Here is a 20704-nt window from a genome sequence, read left to right on the forward strand (position 1 = left end):
CGTATGCGGCGATGTGTCGAGCTTTAGTCCAGGTCGACTTAGCCAGCCGGTGCCAGTGTCAGCTCGTCAATGCCGACGGCGAGGTTCAGGCCTTCCTGCACCTGGACATTGACCGGCTGTAGCATAAACGCCTTGTTGGTGCCGCCGCCGATCACCTTGGCGCCACCGCCGACGGCGAGACTCGCATCGGCGCCGACGCCGTAATACTCACCGGCAAGCGCGAATTCGCTGATCGGTGTGCCTGTCTTGGCAAGCACGTCCCAGATCATCGTGCTCTTTCCCGTCTTGCCGATGTCGATGCCGATCTTGCGGATCGTGCCGGCATAGACGGCCTTCGGTGCGCCATTGGTGGGCGTGAAGGTGCACATCAGGTTCTTGGTTGAGGTCAGGATCATGCCAGTGCCGCCTTCCGAACCACAAACGAGGCGGCCAAGGGCGACATAGTTTTGCGCGGCGGCCGGGCCCGTGGCAAGCGCGGCGAGCGCCAGCGCAGTGACGAGGGTTCGTTTGATCATGGCTAGTCTCCGTTCTTGATGCTTCAAGCAAACGGATGGCGGGCGGGAAGGTTCCGCTGTGCAGGGGGCAATGCCTGCAAACGAAAACGCCCGCGATGCGGTCGCGGGCGTTTCGAAATGCGTGATCGGGTTGGCTCAGGATGCCTTGACGCGGGCAAGGCCTGCGCGGGCCGGCTCGTATTTCGGGTCGAGCTGCAGCGCGTGCGAATAGGATTTCGACGCTTTGGCCTTGTCGCCCTTGCGCTCGTAGATCAGCGCCTGGTTGGCCCAGGATTCGGCGACCTTGCCGTTCAGGTTGATCGCGGTGTTGAAGTCGGAGAAGGCGTTGTCGTCGTCGCCTTGTGCGACATAGGAGATGCCGCGGCCGTTATAGGGTTCCGGCGAGCTCGGCGACAGCGAGATCGCGGTCGAGAAGTCTTCGATCGCCTGACCGTGCTGGTTGCGTGCCTGGTAGATCAGGCCGCGATTGTGATAGGCGCGCGGATCGGTGGTATCGAGCTGGATGGCCTTGTTGAAATCGTTGAAGGCGGAATCGAGCTGGCCGGCCTGGCGATAGAGGTTGCCGCGGCCGATATAGGCGACGTCGTAGTTGGCGTTGAGCTGCAGTGCCATGTTGTAGTCGGCCAGCGCTGCCTGGGTGTTGCCCATGTTGCGGTGAACGAGCGCCCGGTTGGCAAAGGCCTGGTAGAAGCGCGGGTTCAGCTTGATCGCCTGGTCGAAATCGGCAATCGCGCGGCGGTATTCGCCGGCGCGGCCGTAAGCCGAGCCGCGGACATTGTAGCCTTCCGGATCGCTTGGGTTGGAGGCGATGACGCTCGAAAGCGAGGCGATGTTTTCCTGCGAGCCCTGTTCGCGCTCGACCTTGTTGGTGACGGAGTCCGGACCGTCGGTCGTGCAGCCGGCGATGAGGAGGGCCGAGCCGAGAAGCAGCATGGCGGCAAGCCTCGGCTTGCGCTGGTGGCGGCGAGACGCCTCATGGACATTAAAACCGGAGACGTCCGCAGTCATGGCAGCAAGTGTCAAAGGTTGATCCCTCAAATCGACAAGGTCTCGAAAGCCATCGGCTTTCCGTTTCTGGAGCCGCTGAACTCCCCGCGGGCTCCTCAAGCCGGGCCAAAGTCGGCCTTGGCAGACCACCGGTCCAAACACTCCGGTCGGTCGTCCGTCGGTGGCAGCGTCGAGCACGCTAGCCTGTCGGCGGAAAAGATGTCCATACCAAAAAAAGGCGGTGGCGATATTTCGCCCCCGCCACGACTTACATCGAATAGCGTCGAAAAAACGACAAATCAGCGAGCCAGGAGGCCTTCGCGCTGTGCACGCTTGCGTGCCAGCTTGCGGACGCGGCGAACGGCTTCAGCCTTTTCGCGAGCGCGCTTCTGGGACGGCTTCTCGTAGTAGTCACGCATCTTCATTTCGCGGAAAATGCCTTCGCGCTGCATCTTCTTCTTGAGAGCGCGGAGCGCCTGATCGACATTGTTATCGCGGACTAGTACCTGCACGTGAATCCCGTTCCTTGGTTCGTGTTGTTTGCTGCTCCGTCAGGTGCGGAGGCAAAAGAGTGACATTCGCTAAGCTGGAAGCTTTACGATTAGATGAGCGGATACCAGATCATCAGGCGAAAGTCCAGCGACGACATGAGGCGGCGCTGAAAAAAACCTGAGATACGAGTGTCGCGCGACTTATCCCCTGCCGCTTAACCGATCCATAGTCATGTCGCAACTGCGCGCAAGTCCACGCAAATGCGTCGCAAAAGAAACGTTGCGCAGGTCTCGGATTTGCGATTTCTAACTCCAACGAGAATGATCACCGGGAGTAACGGGCCGATGCGCAAATATTCAGTTTTCGCCGTGGCGCGCGAGGCGCTGCGCGGCCACAAGGGATGGGGCCCGCACTGGGCATCGCCGGAGCCGCGCAAGGAGTATGACGCCATCATCATCGGCGGCGGCGGCCATGGCTTGGGAGCAGCGTATTACCTTGCCAAGGAGCACGGCATCACCAATGTCGCGGTGCTCGAAAAGGGATGGATCGGCGGCGGCAATACCGGCCGCAACACGACGATCATCCGGTCCAACTATCTCTATGAAGAGAGCATGGACATCTACGAGCATTCGCTGAAGCTCTGGGAAAACCTCTCGCAGGATCTGAACTACAACGTCATGTATTCGCCCCGCGGCGTGATGATGCTGTCGCACAACATCCATGACCAGCAGTCGTTCAAGCGCCACATCAATGCCAACCGTCTCTACGGCATCGACAACGAGTGGCTGACGCCGGAGCAGGCCAAGGCCTATTGCCCGCCGCTCGATATCGCCAAGACTGCGCGCTACCCGATCAACGGGGCGGCCCTGCAGCGCCGTGGCGGCACGGCCCGCCACGATGCGGTTGCCTGGGGCTATGCGCGTGCGGCCTCCGACCGCGGCGTGCACATCATCCAGAACTGCGAAGTGACCGGGATCCGCCGCGACGAGACCGGCCGGGTCGTCGGGGTCGACACCAATCGCGGCTATATCGGCGCTAAGAAGGTCGGCATTTCCGCCGCCGGCCACACCTCGGTGCTGATGCAGATGGCCGATGTGCGCGTGCCGCTGCAGAGCCAGCCGCTGCAGGCGCTGGTCTCCGAACCGCTGAAGCCGATCTTCCCCTGCGTCGTCATGTCGAACTCGGTGCATGCCTATATCTCGCAGTCCGACAAGGGCGAGTTCGTCATCGGCGCCGGCACCGACCAGTACAATTCCTATTCGCAGACCGGCGGCCTGCAGATCATCACGCACACGCTGGACGCCATCTGCGAGCTCTTCCCGATGTTCCGCCGCGTCAAGATGATGCGGCAGTGGGGCGGCATCGTCGACGTCACCCAGGACCGCTCGCCGATCCAGGGCGTCACGCCGGTTCCGGGCCTCTACCTGAACGCCGGCTGGGGTACGGGCGGCTTCAAGGCGACGCCGGGCTCGGCCCATCTCTTCGCCCATCTGATCGCCAAGGGCGAGCCGCATCGTCTCGCCGCAGGGCTGACGCTGGAGCGCTTCCGCACCGGCCGGCTCATCGACGAAGCGGCTGCCGCCGCCGTTGCGCACTGAGGATTTCGAGATGCTTCTGATCTACTGCCCCTATTGCGAGGAAGAGCGTTCCGAGCTCGAGTTCCGCGGTGCCGGCGACGCCCATATCGCCCGTCCGGAAAACATCGCCGACATCACCGACGAACAGTTCGAGGAATATTTCTTCCTGCGTCAGAACCCCAAGGGTCTGATCTTCGAACGCTGGCGCCACATCCATGGCTGCGGCCGATTCTTCAACGCCGCCCGCGACACGGTCAGCGACCGTTTCTACACCACCTACAAGGCTGGCGAACCGAAGCCTGACATCGCCACCATTCTCCAGAGCGAGCAGGACAAGAACGGCCAGGATAAGGGAGCCGCGAAATGATGGGCGCCAATCGCATTCCAGGCGTCGGCCGCCTGACCCCCGCCCGCACCGCGCGCTTCACCTTCGATGGCCGCACGCTGACGGCGCTCGAGGGCGACACGGTCGCCTCGGCACTGCTTGCCAACGGCATCCATCTCGTCGGCCGCTCGTTCAAGTACCACCGCCCGCGCGGCATTCTTTCGGCCGGTGCCGAGGAGCCGAACGCGTTGCTCGACGTCTCGCGGGATGCCGCCCGCCGCCAGCCGAACGTGCGCGCCACGGTGCAGGAAGTCTTCGACGGCATGAAGGTGGAATCGCAGAACCGCTGGCCGTCGCTCGCCTTCGACGTAGGCGGTCTCAATGACCTGATGTCGCCGTTCTTCGCCGCCGGTTTCTACTACAAGACCTTCATGTGGCCGAAGGCCGCCTGGCACGCGATCTACGAACCCTTCATCCGCCGTGCTGCCGGCCTCGGCGTTACGCCGACGGAAGCCGATCCAGATCACTATGCCAGCCGCTACGCGCATTGCGATGTGCTTGTCATCGGTGCGGGTGTTGCCGGTCTATCCGCAGCACTTGCCGCTGCCAAGGCCGGCGCCAAGGTGATCATCTGCGACGAGCAGCCGGAAGTCGGTGGTGCGCTTCGCTACGAGAGCGGCACGACCATCGACGGCAAGGATGGCTGGGACTGGGCGCAGGAGACCGGCAAGACGCTTGCCTCCATGGACAACGTCACGGTGCTCACCCGCACCACCGGCTTCGGCTACTACAACCACAATTTCGTCGGCCTCGTCGAGCGCGTGACCGATCATCTGGCGGCCCTCGACAAGTCGCTGCCGCGCGAGCGGCTGTGGCAGGTGCGCGCCAAGAAGGTGATCCTCGCCAACGGCCAGATCGAGCGGCACATGGTGTTCGCCAACAACGACCGCCCGGGCATCATGCTCGCTTCGGCCGGCCGCACCTATCTCAATCACTTCGGCGTCGCAGTCGGCTCCAAGGTTGGCGTCTACACGGCGCATGACTCGGCCTATGAAGCGGCCTTCGACCTGAAGCGGGCCGGTGTTTCGGTTCCTGTTATCGTCGACTGCCGCGAAAATCCGGGCGAGGCGGTGCTGGCCGAAGCGCGCAAGCTCGGCATCGAGGTGCTGACCGGGCATTCGGTGATCAAGGCCGGCGGCAAGCTCCGCGTCAACTCGATCAGTGTCGCCCGCAATGGCGGCGGCTCGGCCCGCAAGTTCGCCGTCGACGCGCTTTTGGTCTCGGCCGGCTGGACACCGTCGGTGCACCTGTTCTCGCAGTCGCGCGGCAAGGTGAAGTTCGATGCGGCGACGCAGCGCTTCCTGCCAGGCACGTACCTGCAGGACTGCCTGTCGATCGGCGCCTGCAACGGCACCGACGACCTGCAGGCAACCATCGACGAGGCGCTTGCGGCCGGCGAACTGACCGCGCGTGCGGCCGGTACAGAGGGCGGTGCGCAGGTGACGCTTTCGGGCGAAAACCGCTACGGCTGGACCGGCGGCATGATCGGCGCTGCCGAAGGCGCTGGTCCCGATACCACGGTTAAGGCCTTCATCGACTTCCAGCACGACGTCTGCGCCAAGGACATTCGTCTGGCGGTGCGCGAAGGCATGCACTCGATCGAGCACATCAAGCGCTTCACCACTAACGGCATGGCGTCCGACCAGGGCAAGCTTTCCAACATGCATGGTCTGGCGATCGCCGCCGAAGCGCTTGGCAAGGACATTCCGCAGGTGGGTCTGACGACCTTCCGCCAGCCCTACACGCCGGTGACCTTCGGAGCGATCGTCAACCACTCGCGTGGTGCCCTGTTCGACCCCGCGCGCAAGACGCCGATCCATGCCTGGGAGGAGGCGCATGGCGCCGAGTTCGAGGATGTCGGCAACTGGAAGCGCGCCTGGTTCTACCCGCGCTCCGGCGAAGACATGCATGAGGCGGTCGCGCGCGAGTGCAAGACGGTGCGCGACGTGGCTGGTGTCTTCGACGCCTCGACGCTCGGCAAGATCGAGGTTGTTGGCCCGGATGCGGCCCAGTTCCTCAATCTCATGTACACCAACGCCTGGGACAACCTGAAGCCCGGCCGCTGCCGCTACGGCATCATGCTGCGCGACGACGGCTTCGTCTATGACGACGGCGTGGTCGGTCGCCTGGCCGAGGATCGCTTCCACGTGACGACGACGACCGGCGGTGCGCCGCGCGTCATGAACCACATGGAAGACTATCTGCAGACCGAGTTCCCGCATCTCAAGGTCTGGCTGACCTCGACGACCGAGCAATGGGCCGTCATCGCCGTGCAAGGACCGAAGGCGCGCGAGATCATCGCGCCGCTCGTCGAGGGCATCGACCTCTCCAACGAGGCCTTCCCGCACATGAGCGTCGCCGAGGGCAGGATCTGCGGCGTGCCGACACGGCTCTTCCGCATGTCGTTCACCGGCGAGCTGGGCTTCGAAGTCAACGTGCCGGCGGACTATGGCCAGGCGGTATGGGAAGCGATCTGGGCACGGGCCGAGCCGATGGGCGCCTGCGCCTACGGCACGGAAACCATGCACGTGCTGCGCGCCGAGAAGGGCTATATCATCGTCGGCCAGGACACCGACGGGACCCTGACGCCGGACGATGCCGGTCTTTCCTGGGCCGTCTCGAAGAAGAAGCCCGACTTCGTCGGTATCCGCGGCCTGAAACGCCCGGATCTCGTCAAGGATGGCCGCAAGCAGCTTGTCGGTCTTCTCACCAAGGATCCGAAGGTGGTGCTGGAGGAAGGCGCGCAGATCGTCGCCGACCCGAACCAGCCAAAGCCGATGACCATGCTCGGTCACGTGACGTCGTCCTACTGGTCGGCAAACTGCGGTCGCTCGATTGCGCTGGCCATGGTGGCCGGTGGCCGCGAGCGCCTCGGCCAGACGCTCTACGTGCCGATGACCGATCGCACCATTGCCGTCGAAGTGAGCGACATGGTGTTCTTTGACAAGGAAGGGGGCCGCCTCCATGGCTGACCAGGTTACTGCAAGCCGCAAGGCGGCACTCACCGCGCGCGGGGGCTCGGCCGAGGCGATCCTGACGCCTGCACCGGCAGCAACGCGCATTTCGCTGCGCGCCGGCTCCGACGCACTGCCGGCCCTTTCGGCCGCACTTGGCGTGACGCTGCCGACCCGGCCGAAGACCTCGGCTTCGTCCGGCCAGCGCCATGCGCTGTGGATCGGCCCGGACGAGTGGCTGGTCATCGATGAGAGCCAAGCCGACCTGATGGCGGCAGCGGCCTCAAGCGGCACGCTGCATTCGGCGGTCGACATTTCGCATCGCAACGTCGCCGTCATTGTCAGCGGTCCGGGCGCCGACGTGGCTATCAACAGCGGCTGCCCGCAGGATCTGTCGCTGGCGATCTTCCCTGTTGGTGGCTGCTCGCGCACGATCCTCGGCAAGGCGGAGATCATCCTCTTCCGCACTGCCGAGGATCAGTTCCGGGTCGAGTGCTGGCGGTCGTTCTCGCCCTTCGTCTTCGGACTGCTTTCCGAGGGCGCTGCTGACGCCGGCCACTAAATGAAAAAGCCGGGAGGTGCGAGCAAGCACCTCCCGGCATTCGAAGACTGTTTGAAACAGCTCGCTCTTATTGCCGAGCGAGCAAGATGCCTTTTTCGAGGAGCGTGCGCTTCGTCGCATCGTTCAAGTCGTAATCCTGAAGGTGCTCGTGTTCGACCCAGGCATGTTCGACGAACTCGTCGTTGAGGCTGACCTCGCGATTTTCGGCCTCACAGTCAAAGATCAGATAGATCATATGAAGCTGCTCGGTTGAGCCGTCGGCATAGGACTTTGTCCGGATGTCGTCCCGGAAGGTCCAGGGCTTGATCGTTCCGATCTCCAGACGGTCTCCGAGCTCTTCCCGGATTTCACGGCGCAAGCCCTCATCGAGACGTTCGCCCGGCTCGAGGCCGCCACCCGAAAGCGCCCATTGCCCGGGAAACACGCCGCGATCGGGCGGCATCTTGCAGAGCAAGTAGGCGCCCCTGTTCTGAATGAGCGGGCAGACGATGATACGCTGGCGCAATGACTTCTCCATTTACTGATTTTGCGACCACGACAGCCGCCTTTCTTTTTTACGCGAAGCGCAAGTACCAGTAGAGCGCAATCTCGTGCGTTCCCGGCGTCAATGCCGAATAGAGGTGTCGGTCGTGGCCGGCGAGCTCGAAGCCGTAGCGCTCGTAAAAGCGGCAGGCGGCGACATTGTTCGATTGGGTCTCAAGCCTGATCCCCGGCGGGCCCCGTTCCCGCGCCCATGACACTGCCCTGTCCATGAGAGCTCGCGCGACGCCAGCGCGGCGCGCGTCCTTGTCGACGGCGATACCGTCCACCTCGGCATAGCCGTTCCACGCCTTCGAGAGTGCAATGTAACCGGCGAGCTGGCCGTCGAGACGCGCTGTGAAGAGGGCGTCATCCGGCCCGGCCGCGGTCTCAACAAGCTCGTCCGGATCGGATCCATAGGTCTTGATGTAGCTCTCGACCGGAGCGACGTCGCCGAGACCGGGGCCGGTGAAGGGCGGCAGTGCCTCGGACGTGACCTCGAAGAAAAAGTCGCAGCCGGCAAAGTCGCTGACGAAACGCCCGTCGGCCGGCTCGACGATGACTGCTGCTGTCATGGGATCTGCCTGCTCAAACCGCCTCAGGCATCGGCGGGGCGATCCTTGGGATCGAACTGGATGATCGTCTGCCAGGTTGCCGTCAGCGCCGGCTTGCGCTCGCCTTCGATCTCGACGCTGACGTCGTAGGTGATCATCAGCATGCTGGCGCCGCGGAAGCGGGCATCGGCCATGGTGAAGTGGCCGCGCACCTTGGCGCCGCTCTTCACCGGCGCGATGAAGCGCACTTTCTCGAAGCCGTAATTGATGCCCATGGTTTGTTCGCGGATTTTCGGCAGGCAATTGTAGTTCATCGCCGAGAGCAATGAGAGCGACAGGAAGCCATGCGCGATCGTGCCGCCGAAGGGCGTTTCGGCAGCGGCCCGCACCGGGTCGACGTGAATATACTGATAGTCGCTGGTTGCCTCGGCGAATTTGTCGATTGTTTCCTGCGTGACCGTGATCCAGTCGGAAACGCCGACCTCCTTGCCGACCAGCACCTTGATCTCAGAAAGTGAAATGTCGTGCAGCATGTAAACGCCTCGAAACAAGCCCCCCAAGCGATCTATAGGCTCGCCCGTTGCAACCTGCAAGTGGTGGAAAAGCTTTAGAAAACCTCGACGAAGAAGGCAACGGAGCGCGGCGCCACGTGATCGGCGGGGGATGACGCTGCGAGCGCATCCTGCCATTTTCCATTGACGCTGTCGGGCAGGCGGAGGGGATGCGGCGCATGGCTGCGATTGATGACGACGGCAAGCCGCGTTGCCCGCTTCTGGGTGCGGTCGGGGGTGGTCAGCACCATTGTCAGATTGTCCGTTGCCGGATGCTCCCAGTCGGTCACGGTCATCGGGTGACCGTCGAGACGGCACCACTCGACGTCGCCGTTTCCTGTCAGGAACGTGGTCTCGTCGAAAACGCCGAAGCGGGAGCGCATGGCTGACAGGGCTGCAGTATGGGCGACGATCTCATCGTCCATCGCCGTCCAGTCTAGCCAGGTGATGGCGTTGTCCTGGCAGTAGGCGTTGTTGTTGCCCTGCTGGCTGCGCCCGGCTTCGTCGCCGGCGGTCAGCATGATCGTGCCGCGGGTGGCAAAGAGCGTGCCGATGAGCGCCATCACGTCATGGCGGCGGGCCGCCTTGATTTCCGGATCCGCGGTCGGCCCTTCGGCGCCATTGTTCCAGGAATGGTTCTCGTTGTGGCCGTCGCGATTTTCCTCGCCGTTCGCCTCGTTGTGCTTGCCGGCATAGGAGACGAGATCGGCCAGCGTGAAGCCGTCATGGGCGGCGATGAAGTTGACCGTGCGCGTGCCGCTCTCACCCCAACGGGCGAAACTGCCTGAGGAGCCGGCAAGCGCTGTCGCCAGCGCGCCGATCGAATGGCGATCGCCGCGCCAGTAGATGCGGAGGTCGTCGCGGGCGCGGTCGTTCCACTCGAGGAAGGGCGCGGGGAAATTGCCGAGCTGGTAGCCACCGGGACCGATATCCCAGGGCTCGGCGATCAGCACCCGGTCGGCAAGCAGCGGATCGGCCGCAATCGCCTGAAAGAGTGGGGCATCGCGGTGGAAGCCGCCCATGTCGCGGCCGAGGATCGAGGCGAGATCGAAGCGGAAGCCGTCGACGCCGGCAGCGCTGACGAAGTGGCGCAGGCTGTCGAGGATCAGTGCCTCGACAACCGGATTGTCGCAGGCGATCGTGTTGCCGCAGCCGGTATCGTTGATCAGTTCGCCCGGGCGGTCGGTGGCGTGACGATAATAAGTCAGGTTGTCGAGGCCGCGCATCGACAGCGTTGTGCCGAAGCGATCGCTTTCACCGGAGTGGTTGAAAACGAGATCGAGGATGACGCCGATGCCGGCCTTGCGCAACGCCTCGACGGACTTTCGCAGCTCCTTGATGCCGCCCGGCACCAGGCGCGGATCGAGTGCCATAGGGGCGATCGGATTATAACCCCAGCCGTTCTTCAGACCGAGCGGTGGCAGATGGCGTTCGTCGATCCAGGCGACGATCGGCATCAACTCGATGGCCGAGACGCCGAGGCGCTTCAGATGTTCGATGATGGCGGGCTCGGCGAGGGCGGCCACCGTGCCGCGCTTGGCTTCGGGCACGTCGGGATGGAGGATGGTGAAAGGCTTGACGGCGATTTCGTAGACAAGGCCGCCGGCGCGAAAGAGCGGCGTCTTCACCTTGGCAGCCTTCACTTCGGTGACGATCGCTTTCGGTACGAGGTCGGCGGTGTCTTCGCCAAAGATCGTCAGGCGCGGATCATGGCCAAACGGGCGGTCGAGTTCGATGGCATAGGGATCGACGAGAAGCTTGGATGGATCGAACCAGAGACCGTGATCGGGCGAATAGACGCCATCGGCCCGGAAGCCGTAGCGCGTTCCTTTCGGCGCGTCGGCAACCTTCAAGCTGTGAATGTCGCCGTTCCGCGTCATCGGCAGCTGGCGCAGCTGTTTGGCGCCTGATTTGTCGAAAAGGCAGAGATCGATACGGGCGGCATTGTGCGACCAGACCGAAAACACGGTGCCTTCGGAGGTGATGGTGGCACCGAGGGGTGGGTTTCCTTTGGTCGGCATGAAGGCGGCCCTCTTCGTGGTGTCGTCGGTGTGTGTGACCCACCCCCCTCTGCCCGGCCGGGCATCTGCCCCACAAGGGGGAGGTTGACTTGTGGCATCCTCCCATTCCACCGATAAACCGATGCGTTGGTTTACGGGCGAGGGGATCCCTGCGACGTCAACGCCATCTTAGGGCAAGGCCGTGCCGCAGATCGATCTCCCCCTTGTGGGGGAGATGCCCGGCAGGGCAGAGGGGGGTAAGCGGCAAACGAAAAAGGGCCGCATCAGCGGCCCCGATAGTGCGGTATTTCAGGTAATGACGCTCGGCTCGGTGCGGCCGGTGCGGGTCTTGATGCTGGCGATCTCTTCGGCAACGGCGATGAGATCGGCGAGCGCCGTCTGCGTCTCGATATCGTGACGCGAGGCGTCCGGCTCGAAGCGCTCGATATAGACGCGCAGCGTTGCTCCCGATGTGCCGGTGCCCGACAGGCGGAAGACGACGCGGGAGCCGCCTTCGAACAGGATGCGGATGCCCTGGTTCTTGCTGACGGAATGGTCGACCGGATCGTTGTAGGCGAAGTCGTCCGCGGTCGCGACCTTGAGCGCGCCGAAGGACTTGCCGGGCAGCGTGGCAAGCTGGTCGCGCAGGTTGGCGATAAGGCCATTGGCCGCATCAGAATCGACCTCTTCGTAGTCGTGGCGCGAATAGTAGTTGCGGCCGTAGGTCGCCCAGTGGTTCTTGACGATGTCGAGCGCGCTTTCCTTGCGCACCGCCAGAATGTTGAGCCACAGCAGGACTGCCCAGAGCCCGTCCTTCTCGCGCACGTGGTTGGAGCCGGTGCCCGCACTTTCCTCGCCGCAGATCGTCGCCATGCCCTCGTCGAGCAGGTTGCCGAAGAACTTCCAGCCGGTCGGCGTCTCGTAGATGCCGATGCCGAGCTTTTCGGCGACACGGTCGGCAGCACCACTGGTCGGCATCGAACGGGCGATACCTGCAAGACCCTTGGCATAGCCGGGTGCCAGATGCGCGTTGGCGGCGAGCATGGCCAGACTGTCGGACGGTGTGATGAAGATGCCGCGGCCGATGACGAGGTTGCGGTCGCCGTCGCCGTCGGAAGCGGCGCCGAAATCCGGTGCGTCGGGCGCCATCATCGTCTCATAGAGTGCGCGGGCATGAACCAGATTCGGGTCCGGGTGGTGGCCGCCGAAATCGGGCAGCGGGATGAAGTTCATCACCGAGCCCTTAGGCGCGCCGAGTCGCTTTTCGATGATCTCCTTGGCATAGGGACCGGTAACGGCGCTCATCGCATCGAAGACGACGCGGAAGCCGCCTTCAATCATTTTGCGGATCGCGCCGAAGTCGAACAGGCTTTCCATCAACTCGGCATAATCGGCGACGGGATCGATGACGGTGATCGTCATGCCGTCGATGTCCTGCGTGCCTTCGGCATCAAGGTTGATGTCGGCGACATCGGAGATCTTGTAGCTGTCGATCACCTTGCTGCGCGCGAAGATCGCGTCAGTGATCTTCTCCGGTGCCGGGCCGCCATTACCGATGTTGTACTTGATGCCGAAGTCTTCGGTCGGGCCGCCAGGATTGTGGCTGGCCGACAACACGATGCCGCCAAAGGCTTTGTACTTGCGGATGACGTTGGAGGCAGCCGGCGTCGACAGGATGCCGCCGCGGCCGACGAGCACGCGGCCGAAGCCGTTGGCCGCCGCCATCTTGATGGCGATCTGGATGACTTCGCGGTTGTAGAAGCGACCGTCGCCGCCGATGACAAGCGTTTCGCCCTGAAAGCCTTCGAGCGAATCGAAGATCGACTGGATGAAGTTCTCGGCATAGTTCTTCTGCTGGAAGACCGGGACCTTCTTGCGCAGCCCTGACGTGCCAGGCTTCTGGTCGCCGTAGGGGGTTGTGGTAACCGTTCTTATCATGCTGACTTAACCTTTCCCGAGAAGTCCGGAATAAAGAGAGACGTAACGCTCGGCACTTGTGGCCCAGGAAACGTCCGATTTCATGCCCTGGGTCTGAATTTTCGACCAGACTTTGGGCTCGCTGTATGCACGCAGCACCCGCCGGATCGCAAGCCGCAACCCATCGGCATTGACAGGCGTGAACTGGAAGCCGGTCGCGACCTTGGCCGCAAGCCCGGCCTCGTTGGCGTCGATGATGGTATCGGCAAGGCCGCCGGTGCGGGCGACGACCGGCACGCAGCCGTAGCGCAGGCCATAGAGCTGGGTAAGCCCGCAGGGCTCGAAGCGCGACGGAATGAGGATGGCGTCGGAGCCCGCCTGCATCAGATGCGACAGCGGCTCGTTGTAGCCGGTGACCATGCCGATATGGCCGCGATGGCGGGAGGCAGCGGCGAGCAGCGCGCCTTCGAGCGCCGCGTCGCCGGAGCCGAGCACCACGAGCTTGCCGCCCATGGCGACGAGCTCGTCGGCGATCTCGGCGACCAGATCCATGCCCTTCTGCCAGGTGAGCCGGCTGACAACGCAGAAGATCGGGCCGTTGCCTTTTTCAAGGCCGAAGCGTTCCTCGAGCGCACGCCGGTTGGCCGCGCGCTGCTTCAGGCTCGTTGCGCTGAAATGCTGGGCGATGTGCGGGTCGGTCTGCGGATCCCAGATGTCGGCGTCGATGCCGTTGACGATGCCAGAGAGGTCGGCGACGCGGCTCTTCAACAGGCCTTCGAGGCCCATGCCGAATTCGGGCGTCAGGATTTCCTGCGCATAGGAGGGGCTGACGGTGGTAATGGCGTCGGCGGTCTGCAGGCCGCCCTTCAGGAAGCCGACGTCGCCGTAATATTCGACGAACTGCATCGAGAAGGCTTCGGCGGGAAGGGCAAGCTCGGGGAAGACTAAGGCGCCGAACTGGCCCTGGAAGGCGATGTTGTGGATCGTCATCACCGTCGGCGTTGCGGCCGCCGGGCCGAAATGCATGTAGACCGGCGTCAGCGCCGTCTGCCAGTCATGGGCGTGAACGATATCGGGTTTCCAGCCCGAGACGACATCGCCGCCGGCAATTTCTGCCGCCGCAAGCGAGAGTGCGGCAAAGCGGCGGAAATTGTCGACGTAGTCGCGGCCGGTGGCATCGACATAGGGGCCGCCGTCTCGGGCGTAGAGTTCAGGCAGGTCGAGGACCAGCAGATCGAGCCCGTCGATTTCGGCGGCGAGAACTGTCGCCGGATTGCCGAACAGGTTTTCGAAACTGCCGACCTTCTTTTTCTTCTTCAGCTTCTGCAGCACGGCCGGATAGCCGGGCACCAGCGTGCGGGTCTTGACGCCGTGCGGCAAAAGCGCTGCCGGAAGCGCGCCGACGACATCGGCAAGCCCCCCGGTCTTGATCAGCGGATAGACTTCGGACGCAACGGACAGGACGTTCATGGATGCCTACATTCCCAGCTTGTCGATCATCGTTTGCGTGATCAGGCAGACGCCGTTTTCCGAACGCCGGAAACGCTTGGCATCGAGCACCGGATCGTCCCCGACGACGAGGCCCTCGGGGATCACGACACGGCTGTCGATGACCACGTTGCGCAGCGTCGCGTGGCGACCGATCTTCACATCGGGAAGAACTACGGCATTCTCCAGACGGGAATATGAATTTACGCGGACACCTGTGAACAACAGGCTGCGGTTGAGCGCGGCGCCTGAGATAATGCAGTCGCCGGAGATCAGCGACGAGGTTGCCGAGCCGCGGCGGTTTTCATCGTCATGCACGAATTTCGCCGGCGGCTTGATCTCGGCAAAGGTCCAGATCGGCCAGGTGCTGTCGTAGATGTCGAGCTCCGGCGTCACGTGGGTCAGGTCGATATTGGCCTGCCAATAGGCATCGATCGTGCCGACGTCGCGCCAGTAGGCCTCGCGCTCGAAGTCCGACCGCACGCAGGACTCTGCGAAACGGTGGGCGACGGCTTTGCCGTTATCGACGATGTAGGGGATGATGTCCTTGCCGAAGTCGCGGCTCGATTTCGGATCGGCGGCGTCGCGGCGCAGAAGATCCATCAGGAACTTCGTGTGGAAGACATAGATGCCCATGGAGGCAAGCGCCATCTCCGGATTGCCGGGAATGCCCGGCGGATCGGCCGGCTTCTCGACGAAGGCGATGATGCGGTCCTTTTCGTCGACATGCATCACGCCGAAGCCGGTTGCTTCCATGCGCGGCACCTCGAGGCAGCCGATGGTGACGTCGGCGCCGGAATCGACGTGCTGCTGCAGCATCAATTCGTAGTCCATCTTGTAAATATGGTCGCCAGCAAGGATTACCATGTATTCGACGCCATGGTCTTCGATGATGTCGATGTTCTGGTAAACGGCGTCGGCCGTGCCTTCGTACCATTGCGTTTCGGAAACGCGCTGGCTGGCCGGGAGAATATCGAAGCTTTCGTTTCGCTCCGGGCGGAAGAAGTTCCAGCCACGCTGCAGGTGGCGGATCAGCGAATGCGCCTTGTACTGGGTGGCGACGCCGATGCGGCGGATACCGGAGTTGAGCGCGTTCGACAGCGCGAAGTCGATGATACGGGCCTTGCCGCCGAAATAGACTGCCGGCTTCGCCCGTCGGTCGGTCAGTTCCTTCAGGCGACTGCCGCGACCGCCGGCGAGAACATAGGCCATGGCATCACGTGCCAGAGGTTGCGTACGCTTTTCCACCATTTGTCCTCCCCATTCATTGACCTTAAGGGGTCGTCACGGCGGCCTTCTGCGACGCCTTGCGGCCCTCGATATTTGCAGTCTTCCGCCGCCTTCGGCTGGCGGGTCGGATAAATTACTCCTGTTCCAGCATCAGTGTCGCGAGCGGCGGCAGGGTGATGTTGGCCATGATCGCTCCCGTGCTGTTCTTCTCGGCAAAAACCGCGCCGCCATTGCCCTTGCCGCTTCCTCCATAGATTTCCGCGTCGCTGTTGAGGATCTCCTTCCAGCGACCCTTGACCGGCAGCGGGATGGCGTAGCTTTCCCGGTAGACGGGGGTGAAATTGGTGATGACGGCGACGAGTTTTTCGCCGGGCGCCTTGCGCAGCCAGGCAAAGACCGAGTTGTCGCGGTCGTCGGCCAGCAGCCATTCGAAACCTTCGCCTTCGCAATCGCGCGCATGCAGCGCCGGCTTGGCGCGGTAGGTGCCGTTCAAGTCACGCACCAGCCGTCGCATGCCCTCGTGCAGATGGTATTCGAGCAGGTTCCAGTCGAGCGCCCGATCCTCGGACCATTCGCGCCATTGCGCGAACTCCTGACCCATGAACAAGAGCTTCTTGCCGGGATAGCCCCACATGAAGGCGTAGTAGGCCCGGAGATTGGCGAACTTCTGCCAGTCGTCGCCGGCCATCTTGGCGATCAGCGAGCCCTTGCCGTGCACGACCTCGTCATGGGACAGCGGCAGCACGAAGTTCTCGTTGAAGGCATAGAGCAGGCCGAAGGTCAGGTCGTTGTGGTGGAACTTGCGGTGCACCGGCTCGCGCGACAGATATTGCAGCGTGTCGTGCATGAAGCCCATGTTCCACTTGAAGCCGAACCCGAGACCCCCCGCATGGACCGGATGGGAGACCTTCGGCCAGGAGGTCGATTCCTCGGCGATCGTCAGAATACCCTTGTGAGAGCCGTATATTTCCGTGTTCAGCGTCTGCAGGAAACGGACGGCCTCGAGGTTCTCGTTGCCGCCATATTCGTTCGGCACCCACTCGCCGTGCTTGCGCGAGTAGTCGAGGTAGAGCATCGAGGCGACCGCATCGACGCGCAGGCCGTCGACATGGAATTTTTCCGCCCAGTAGAGCGCATTGTTGACGAGGAACGACAGCACTTCCTGGCGGCCGAAATTGTAGATCGCCGTGTTCCAGTCGGGGTGGAAGCCTTGGCGCGGATCCTCGTGTTCGTAGAGTGCGGTGCCGTCGAACCAGCGCAGGCCGTGCTCGTCGGTCGGGAAATGCGCCGGCACCCAGTCGAGGATGACGCCGATGCCGACCTTGTGGCAGCCGTTGACGAAGCGGGCAAAACCTTCGGGCTCGCCGAAACGGGCGGTCGGCGCATAAAGACCGGTTGTCTGGTAGCCCCAGGAGGGGTCGAAAGGAAACTCCGAGATCGGCAGAAACTCGATATGGGTAAAGCCCATGTCGACGCAGTAGGGGATCAGCCGGTCGGCAAGCTCGTCCCAGGAGAGCATCTCGCCATTGTCGCGGCGCTGCCAGGAACCGGCGTGCACTTCGTAGATCGAGATCGGTTGCCGTCTTGCGTCGGCCGAGGCCCAATGCTTGCGGTGTGCCTCGTCGTCCCAGGTCTGCGCGATTTCCGGCGTGGTCATCGAGGCCGTGTTCGGGCGTAGTTCGGAGCGCCGGGCAAAGGGATCGGCCTTGAGCGGCAGACGCGTGCCGTTGCGGTCGAGGATCTCGTACTTGTAGACAAGGCCCGCATCGACGCCGGGAATGAAGATTTCCCAGATGCCGGTGTCGGTGCGCAGCCGCATGACGTGGCGCCGGCCGTCCCAGTCGTTGAACTGGCCGACGACCGAAACACGCTTCGCATTGGGTGCCCAGACGGCGAAATGGTAGCCGCTGGCACCGTCATGCTCGATCGGGTGCGCCCCCATCTTGTCGAAGAGCCTGAGATGCGAGCCTTCGCGAATGTAATAATCGTCCATCGGTCCGAGAACCGGACCGAAGCTGTAGGGATCGACGACCACCCATTCGCCGCCCTGATTGCGGGCGCGGTAGCGGACGGGCTGTGGCTTCTTCAGCGCCACCGGGCCTTCGAAGAAGCCGGCATCGTCGCGCCGTTCGATCGCCCCCAGGTCCTTGCCCGAGAGCGTTTCGACCGTCACCGTCTCGGCATCGGGGATGAAGCAGCGGGCAAGGACGGTCTTGCCGACGGGGTGCACGCCAAGAACCGCAAAGGGGTCGTCATGCGTGCCCTTGAGGATGGCCGCGATATCCGGGGCTGACAGCAGACCTGAAGCTGCGGGTTCCGGGTCCTTGCCGGCCGAGGGCGTCATCCAGCTCTCCAGATTTCCCCGGCATATTGCCGGATGGTGCGATCGGACGAGAACCAGCCCATCCGTGCGGTGTTGCGGATTGCCTGCGCGTGCCAGTCGGACGGCGTCGTCCAGAGCTGGTCGAGCTCGCGCTGCGCCTTGGCGTAGGCTTCGAAATCGGCAGCGACCATGAACCAGTCGTGATTGTAGAGCCCTTCGACGAGGCTTGCGAAGCGATTGCGGTCATCGGGCGAGAACACGCCGGACGCAATCGCCTGCAGCGCCTGCGACAGCTCGCGCGAGCCTTCGATGATGGCGCGCGGATTGTGACCTTCGGCGCGTGCCCTGGTCACCTCTTCGGCGGTCATGCCGAAGATCTTGATGTTTTCCTCGCCGATCCAGTCGCGCATCTCGACATTGGCGCCGTCGAGCGTACCGATCGTCAAGGCGCCGTTCAGCGCGAACTTCATGTTGCCGGTGCCCGATGCTTCCATGCCGGCCGTCGAGATCTGCTCGGAAAGGTCGGCAGCCGGAACCATGATCTCGGCGAGCGAGACGTTGTAGTTCGGCACGAAGACGATCTTCAGGAGGCCGCGCACCGCCGGATCGTTGTTGACGACACGGGCGACGTCGTTGGCCAGTTTGATGATCAGCTTGGCATTGTGATAGCTCGGCGCCGCCTTGCCGGCAAAGAGCTTGACGCGCGGCACCCAGTCGAGCTCCGGATGGGAGCGGATCTGGTCGTAGAGCGCCACCGCCTCGATGATGTTGAGGAGCTGGCGCTTGTACTCGTGGATGCGCTTGATCTGGATGTCGAACATCGCCGACGGATCGAGCCGGATGCCGAGGCGGCTCTGCACGAGCTGCGCGAGGCGCACCTTGTTGGCGCGTTTGACCGCGGCGAAATGCTCCTGGAAGTCCGCCTTGTCGGCGAAGACGTCGAGCGCCTGCAGCGCCTCGGTATTGTCCATGAACTCGTCGCCGATCGCGTCGCGGATCAGTCCGAAGAGACCGGGATTGCACTGCATCAGCCAGCGGCGCGGCGTAATGCCGTTGGTCTTGTTGTTGATGCGGTCCGGGTAGAGCTTGTGCAGGTCGGCAAATACCGTTTCCTTCATCAGCTCGGTGTGCAGTGCCGAAACGCCGTTGATCGAGTGCGAGCCGACAAAGGCGAGATTGCCCATGCGCACGCGTCGTTCGCCGCTTTCGTCGATCAGCGAGATGTTGCGGATTTCGTCGTCCGTGGCGCCCTTCTGGCGGCGGGCCTCGATCAGGATCTTGGCGTTGATCGCATAGACGATCTGCATGTGGCGCGGCAGCAGGCGCTCGATCAGCGGTACCGGCCAGCTTTCGAGCGCTTCGGGCAGAAGCGTGTGGTTGGTGTAGGAGATCGTGCGGCGGGTGATGTCCCAGGCCTGCTCGAAATCGAGGCCGTGCAGGTCGGTCAAGAGCCGCACCAGTTCGGCAATGGAAATGGCTGGATGGGTGTCATTGAGCTGGATGGCGACGGCGTCCGGCAGCGAGTTGAAATCCGGGTATTGCTGCAGGTGACGGCGCAGGATGTCCTGCAGCGAGGCCGAGGAGAAGAAGTATTCCTGGCGTAGGCGCAGCTCCTGGCCCGCTGGCGTCGCGTCGGCCGGATAGAGAACACGCGTCAGGCTTTCCGCCTTGTTGCTTTCGCGAAGGGCGCCGATGTGGTCGCCGGCGTTGAAGGCGGCCAGCAGGATCGGGTCAATCGGCTGCGCGGTCCACAAGCGCAGCGTGTTGACGCGTTTTGCCCGCCAGCCGACGGCGGGCGTGTCGAAGGCGGTGGCGATGACGCGCTCGGCCGGTTTCCACACGAAACGCTGGATTTCCTCGTCGACATTGGCGGTTTCGACCACGCCGCCGAAGCCGATTTCGTAGGAGCTTTCGCGGCGTTCGAATTCCCAGGGGTTGCCGTGGGCAAGCCAGGTTTCGGGTAGTTCCACCTGCCAGCCATCGGCCATCTGCTGGCGGAAGAGGCCATGCATGTAGCGGATGCCGTAGCCATAGGCGGGTACGTCGACGGTCGCCATCGATTCCATGAAACAGGCAGCCAGCCGTCCGAGACCGCCATTGCCGAGGGCCGCATCCGGCTCGAGCTGGGCGACGACATCGATATCGACGCCGAGGGAGGCGAGCGCATCGCGCATCTCGTCCATCAGGCCGATATTGGTCATGGCATCGCGCATCAGCCGGCCGATCAGGAATTCGAGCGAGAGATAATAAACGCGCTTGGCGCCGGTCGCGTAGGTCTTGCGGGTGGAGTCCATCCACTTGTCGGTGATGCGGTCACGCGCAACCAGGATCGCCGCCGTCAGCCAGTCATGGGGCTTGGCGACCTTCGGGTCCTTGCCGATGCGGTACTTCAGACGTTCGAGGATTTCGACGGCGAGCTGGCTAGGTTCAGACGACCTTGGGGCGGGCTGCGGCACGTCGTTGGTGGAGAGCCTGTTCATCATGAAACTGTCTTTACCCTTTTGCGTTGGGAGATCGCAGGCCGGACCCGACCGGGGATAAAGCCAATTTATGCATCGATCCGAAGCGCTTGCAACAGATGTTTTTAAATGGATTAGACTTGTCTCAGACGGTGGAGAACGTATCCCGCCGAAACGCAAAATGCCGCCCG

The 20704-nt window shown here is 63.1% G+C and carries 16 protein-coding genes; 4 read left to right on the forward strand and 12 right to left on the reverse strand.

All coding sequences use genetic code 11. The features are described from left to right. Positions 1 to 38 precede the first annotated feature (38 nt). From IB272_RS26085 to rpsU, 3 genes are all read right to left on the reverse strand, one after another. Positions 39 to 515, reverse strand: coding sequence for a DUF992 domain-containing protein (locus IB272_RS26085; RefSeq protein ID WP_034786890.1), 477 nt, complete (start codon positions 513 to 515; stop codon positions 39 to 41). Between the two features lie 135 nt (positions 516 to 650). Beyond that, positions 651 to 1538, reverse strand: a complete 888-nt coding sequence (locus IB272_RS26090) for a tetratricopeptide repeat protein (RefSeq protein ID WP_060517567.1) — start codon at positions 1536 to 1538, stop codon at positions 651 to 653. Between the two features lie 263 nt (positions 1539 to 1801). Beyond that, positions 1802 to 2014: a 30S ribosomal protein S21 gene (gene rpsU / locus IB272_RS26095; RefSeq protein WP_034786884.1), complete on the reverse strand. Its 213-nt coding sequence runs from the start codon at positions 2012 to 2014 to the stop codon at positions 1802 to 1804. 324 nt (positions 2015 to 2338) lie between these two features. On the opposite strand from rpsU, the gene IB272_RS26100 reads away from it, so the two are divergent. The 4 genes from IB272_RS26100 to IB272_RS26115 are packed head-to-tail and all read left to right on the forward strand — an operon-like array spanning position 2339 to position 7472. Next, positions 2339 to 3592 carry a sarcosine oxidase subunit beta family protein gene (locus tag IB272_RS26100; RefSeq protein ID WP_034786880.1) on the forward strand — a complete coding sequence of 418 codons (1254 nt, stop codon included), beginning with the start codon at positions 2339 to 2341 and terminating at the stop codon, positions 3590 to 3592. A 10-nt stretch (positions 3593 to 3602) separates the two neighbouring features. Then, on the forward strand, positions 3603 to 3938 hold the full coding sequence (locus IB272_RS26105; protein WP_034786877.1) for a sarcosine oxidase subunit delta: 336 nt from the start codon (positions 3603 to 3605) through the stop codon (positions 3936 to 3938). After that, positions 3935 to 6928, forward strand: coding sequence for a sarcosine oxidase subunit alpha (locus tag IB272_RS26110; protein WP_060581280.1), 2994 nt, complete (start codon positions 3935 to 3937; stop codon positions 6926 to 6928). Before IB272_RS26105 ends, IB272_RS26110 begins: the two co-directional genes overlap by 4 nt. Next, positions 6921 to 7472, forward strand: coding sequence for a sarcosine oxidase subunit gamma (locus IB272_RS26115; protein ID WP_060581281.1), 552 nt, complete (start codon positions 6921 to 6923; stop codon positions 7470 to 7472). The genes IB272_RS26110 and IB272_RS26115 overlap by 8 nt, the downstream gene beginning before the upstream one ends. 67 nt (positions 7473 to 7539) lie before the next feature. Here the strand turns inward: IB272_RS26115 and nudI are convergent, their stop codons facing one another. The 9 genes from nudI to IB272_RS26160 all read right to left on the reverse strand — a co-directional run bounded on the left by nudI (position 7540) and on the right by IB272_RS26160 (position 20537). Further along, positions 7540 to 7977, reverse strand: coding sequence for a nucleoside triphosphatase NudI (nudI, locus tag IB272_RS26120; RefSeq protein ID WP_060581282.1), 438 nt, complete (start codon positions 7975 to 7977; stop codon positions 7540 to 7542). A gap of 49 nt (positions 7978 to 8026) precedes the next feature. Next, entirely contained in the window at positions 8027 to 8566 is a 540-nt protein-coding gene (locus IB272_RS26125; protein ID WP_060581283.1) for a GNAT family N-acetyltransferase, read from the reverse strand. A gap of 23 nt (positions 8567 to 8589) precedes the next feature. Further along, positions 8590 to 9078, reverse strand: coding sequence for a MaoC family dehydratase (locus IB272_RS26130; RefSeq protein ID WP_034786863.1), 489 nt, complete (start codon positions 9076 to 9078; stop codon positions 8590 to 8592). A 74-nt stretch (positions 9079 to 9152) separates the two neighbouring features. Further along, positions 9153 to 11117: a glycogen debranching protein GlgX gene (gene glgX, locus IB272_RS26135; RefSeq protein WP_060581284.1), complete on the reverse strand. Its 1965-nt coding sequence runs from the start codon at positions 11115 to 11117 to the stop codon at positions 9153 to 9155. Between the two features lie 288 nt (positions 11118 to 11405). Next, positions 11406 to 13034 (reverse strand): alpha-D-glucose phosphate-specific phosphoglucomutase, encoded by a 1629-nt coding sequence (locus tag IB272_RS26140; RefSeq protein WP_034786858.1) that lies wholly within the window; start codon positions 13032 to 13034, stop codon positions 11406 to 11408. Positions 13035 to 13040: 6 nt separating this feature from the next. Beyond that, entirely contained in the window at positions 13041 to 14483 is a 1443-nt protein-coding gene (gene glgA / locus IB272_RS26145) for a glycogen synthase GlgA (protein WP_034786855.1), read from the reverse strand. Between the two features lie 6 nt (positions 14484 to 14489). Next, positions 14490 to 15752, reverse strand: coding sequence for a glucose-1-phosphate adenylyltransferase (gene glgC / locus IB272_RS26150; protein ID WP_034786853.1), 1263 nt, complete (start codon positions 15750 to 15752; stop codon positions 14490 to 14492). Between the two features lie 112 nt (positions 15753 to 15864). Continuing rightward, positions 15865 to 18075 (reverse strand): 1,4-alpha-glucan branching protein GlgB, encoded by a 2211-nt coding sequence (glgB, locus tag IB272_RS26155; protein WP_034786849.1) that lies wholly within the window; start codon positions 18073 to 18075, stop codon positions 15865 to 15867. Further along, complete coding sequence (locus tag IB272_RS26160; protein ID WP_089044955.1) at positions 18072 to 20537, reverse strand: glycogen/starch/alpha-glucan phosphorylase; 2466 nt, start codon at positions 20535 to 20537, stop codon at positions 18072 to 18074. The genes glgB and IB272_RS26160 overlap by 4 nt, the downstream gene beginning before the upstream one ends. Between the last annotated feature and the right edge of the window lie 167 nt (positions 20538 to 20704).

Source organism: Ensifer sp. ENS08, from assembly GCF_014852195.1.
Lineage (GTDB): Bacteria > Pseudomonadota > Alphaproteobacteria > Rhizobiales > Rhizobiaceae > Ensifer > Ensifer adhaerens.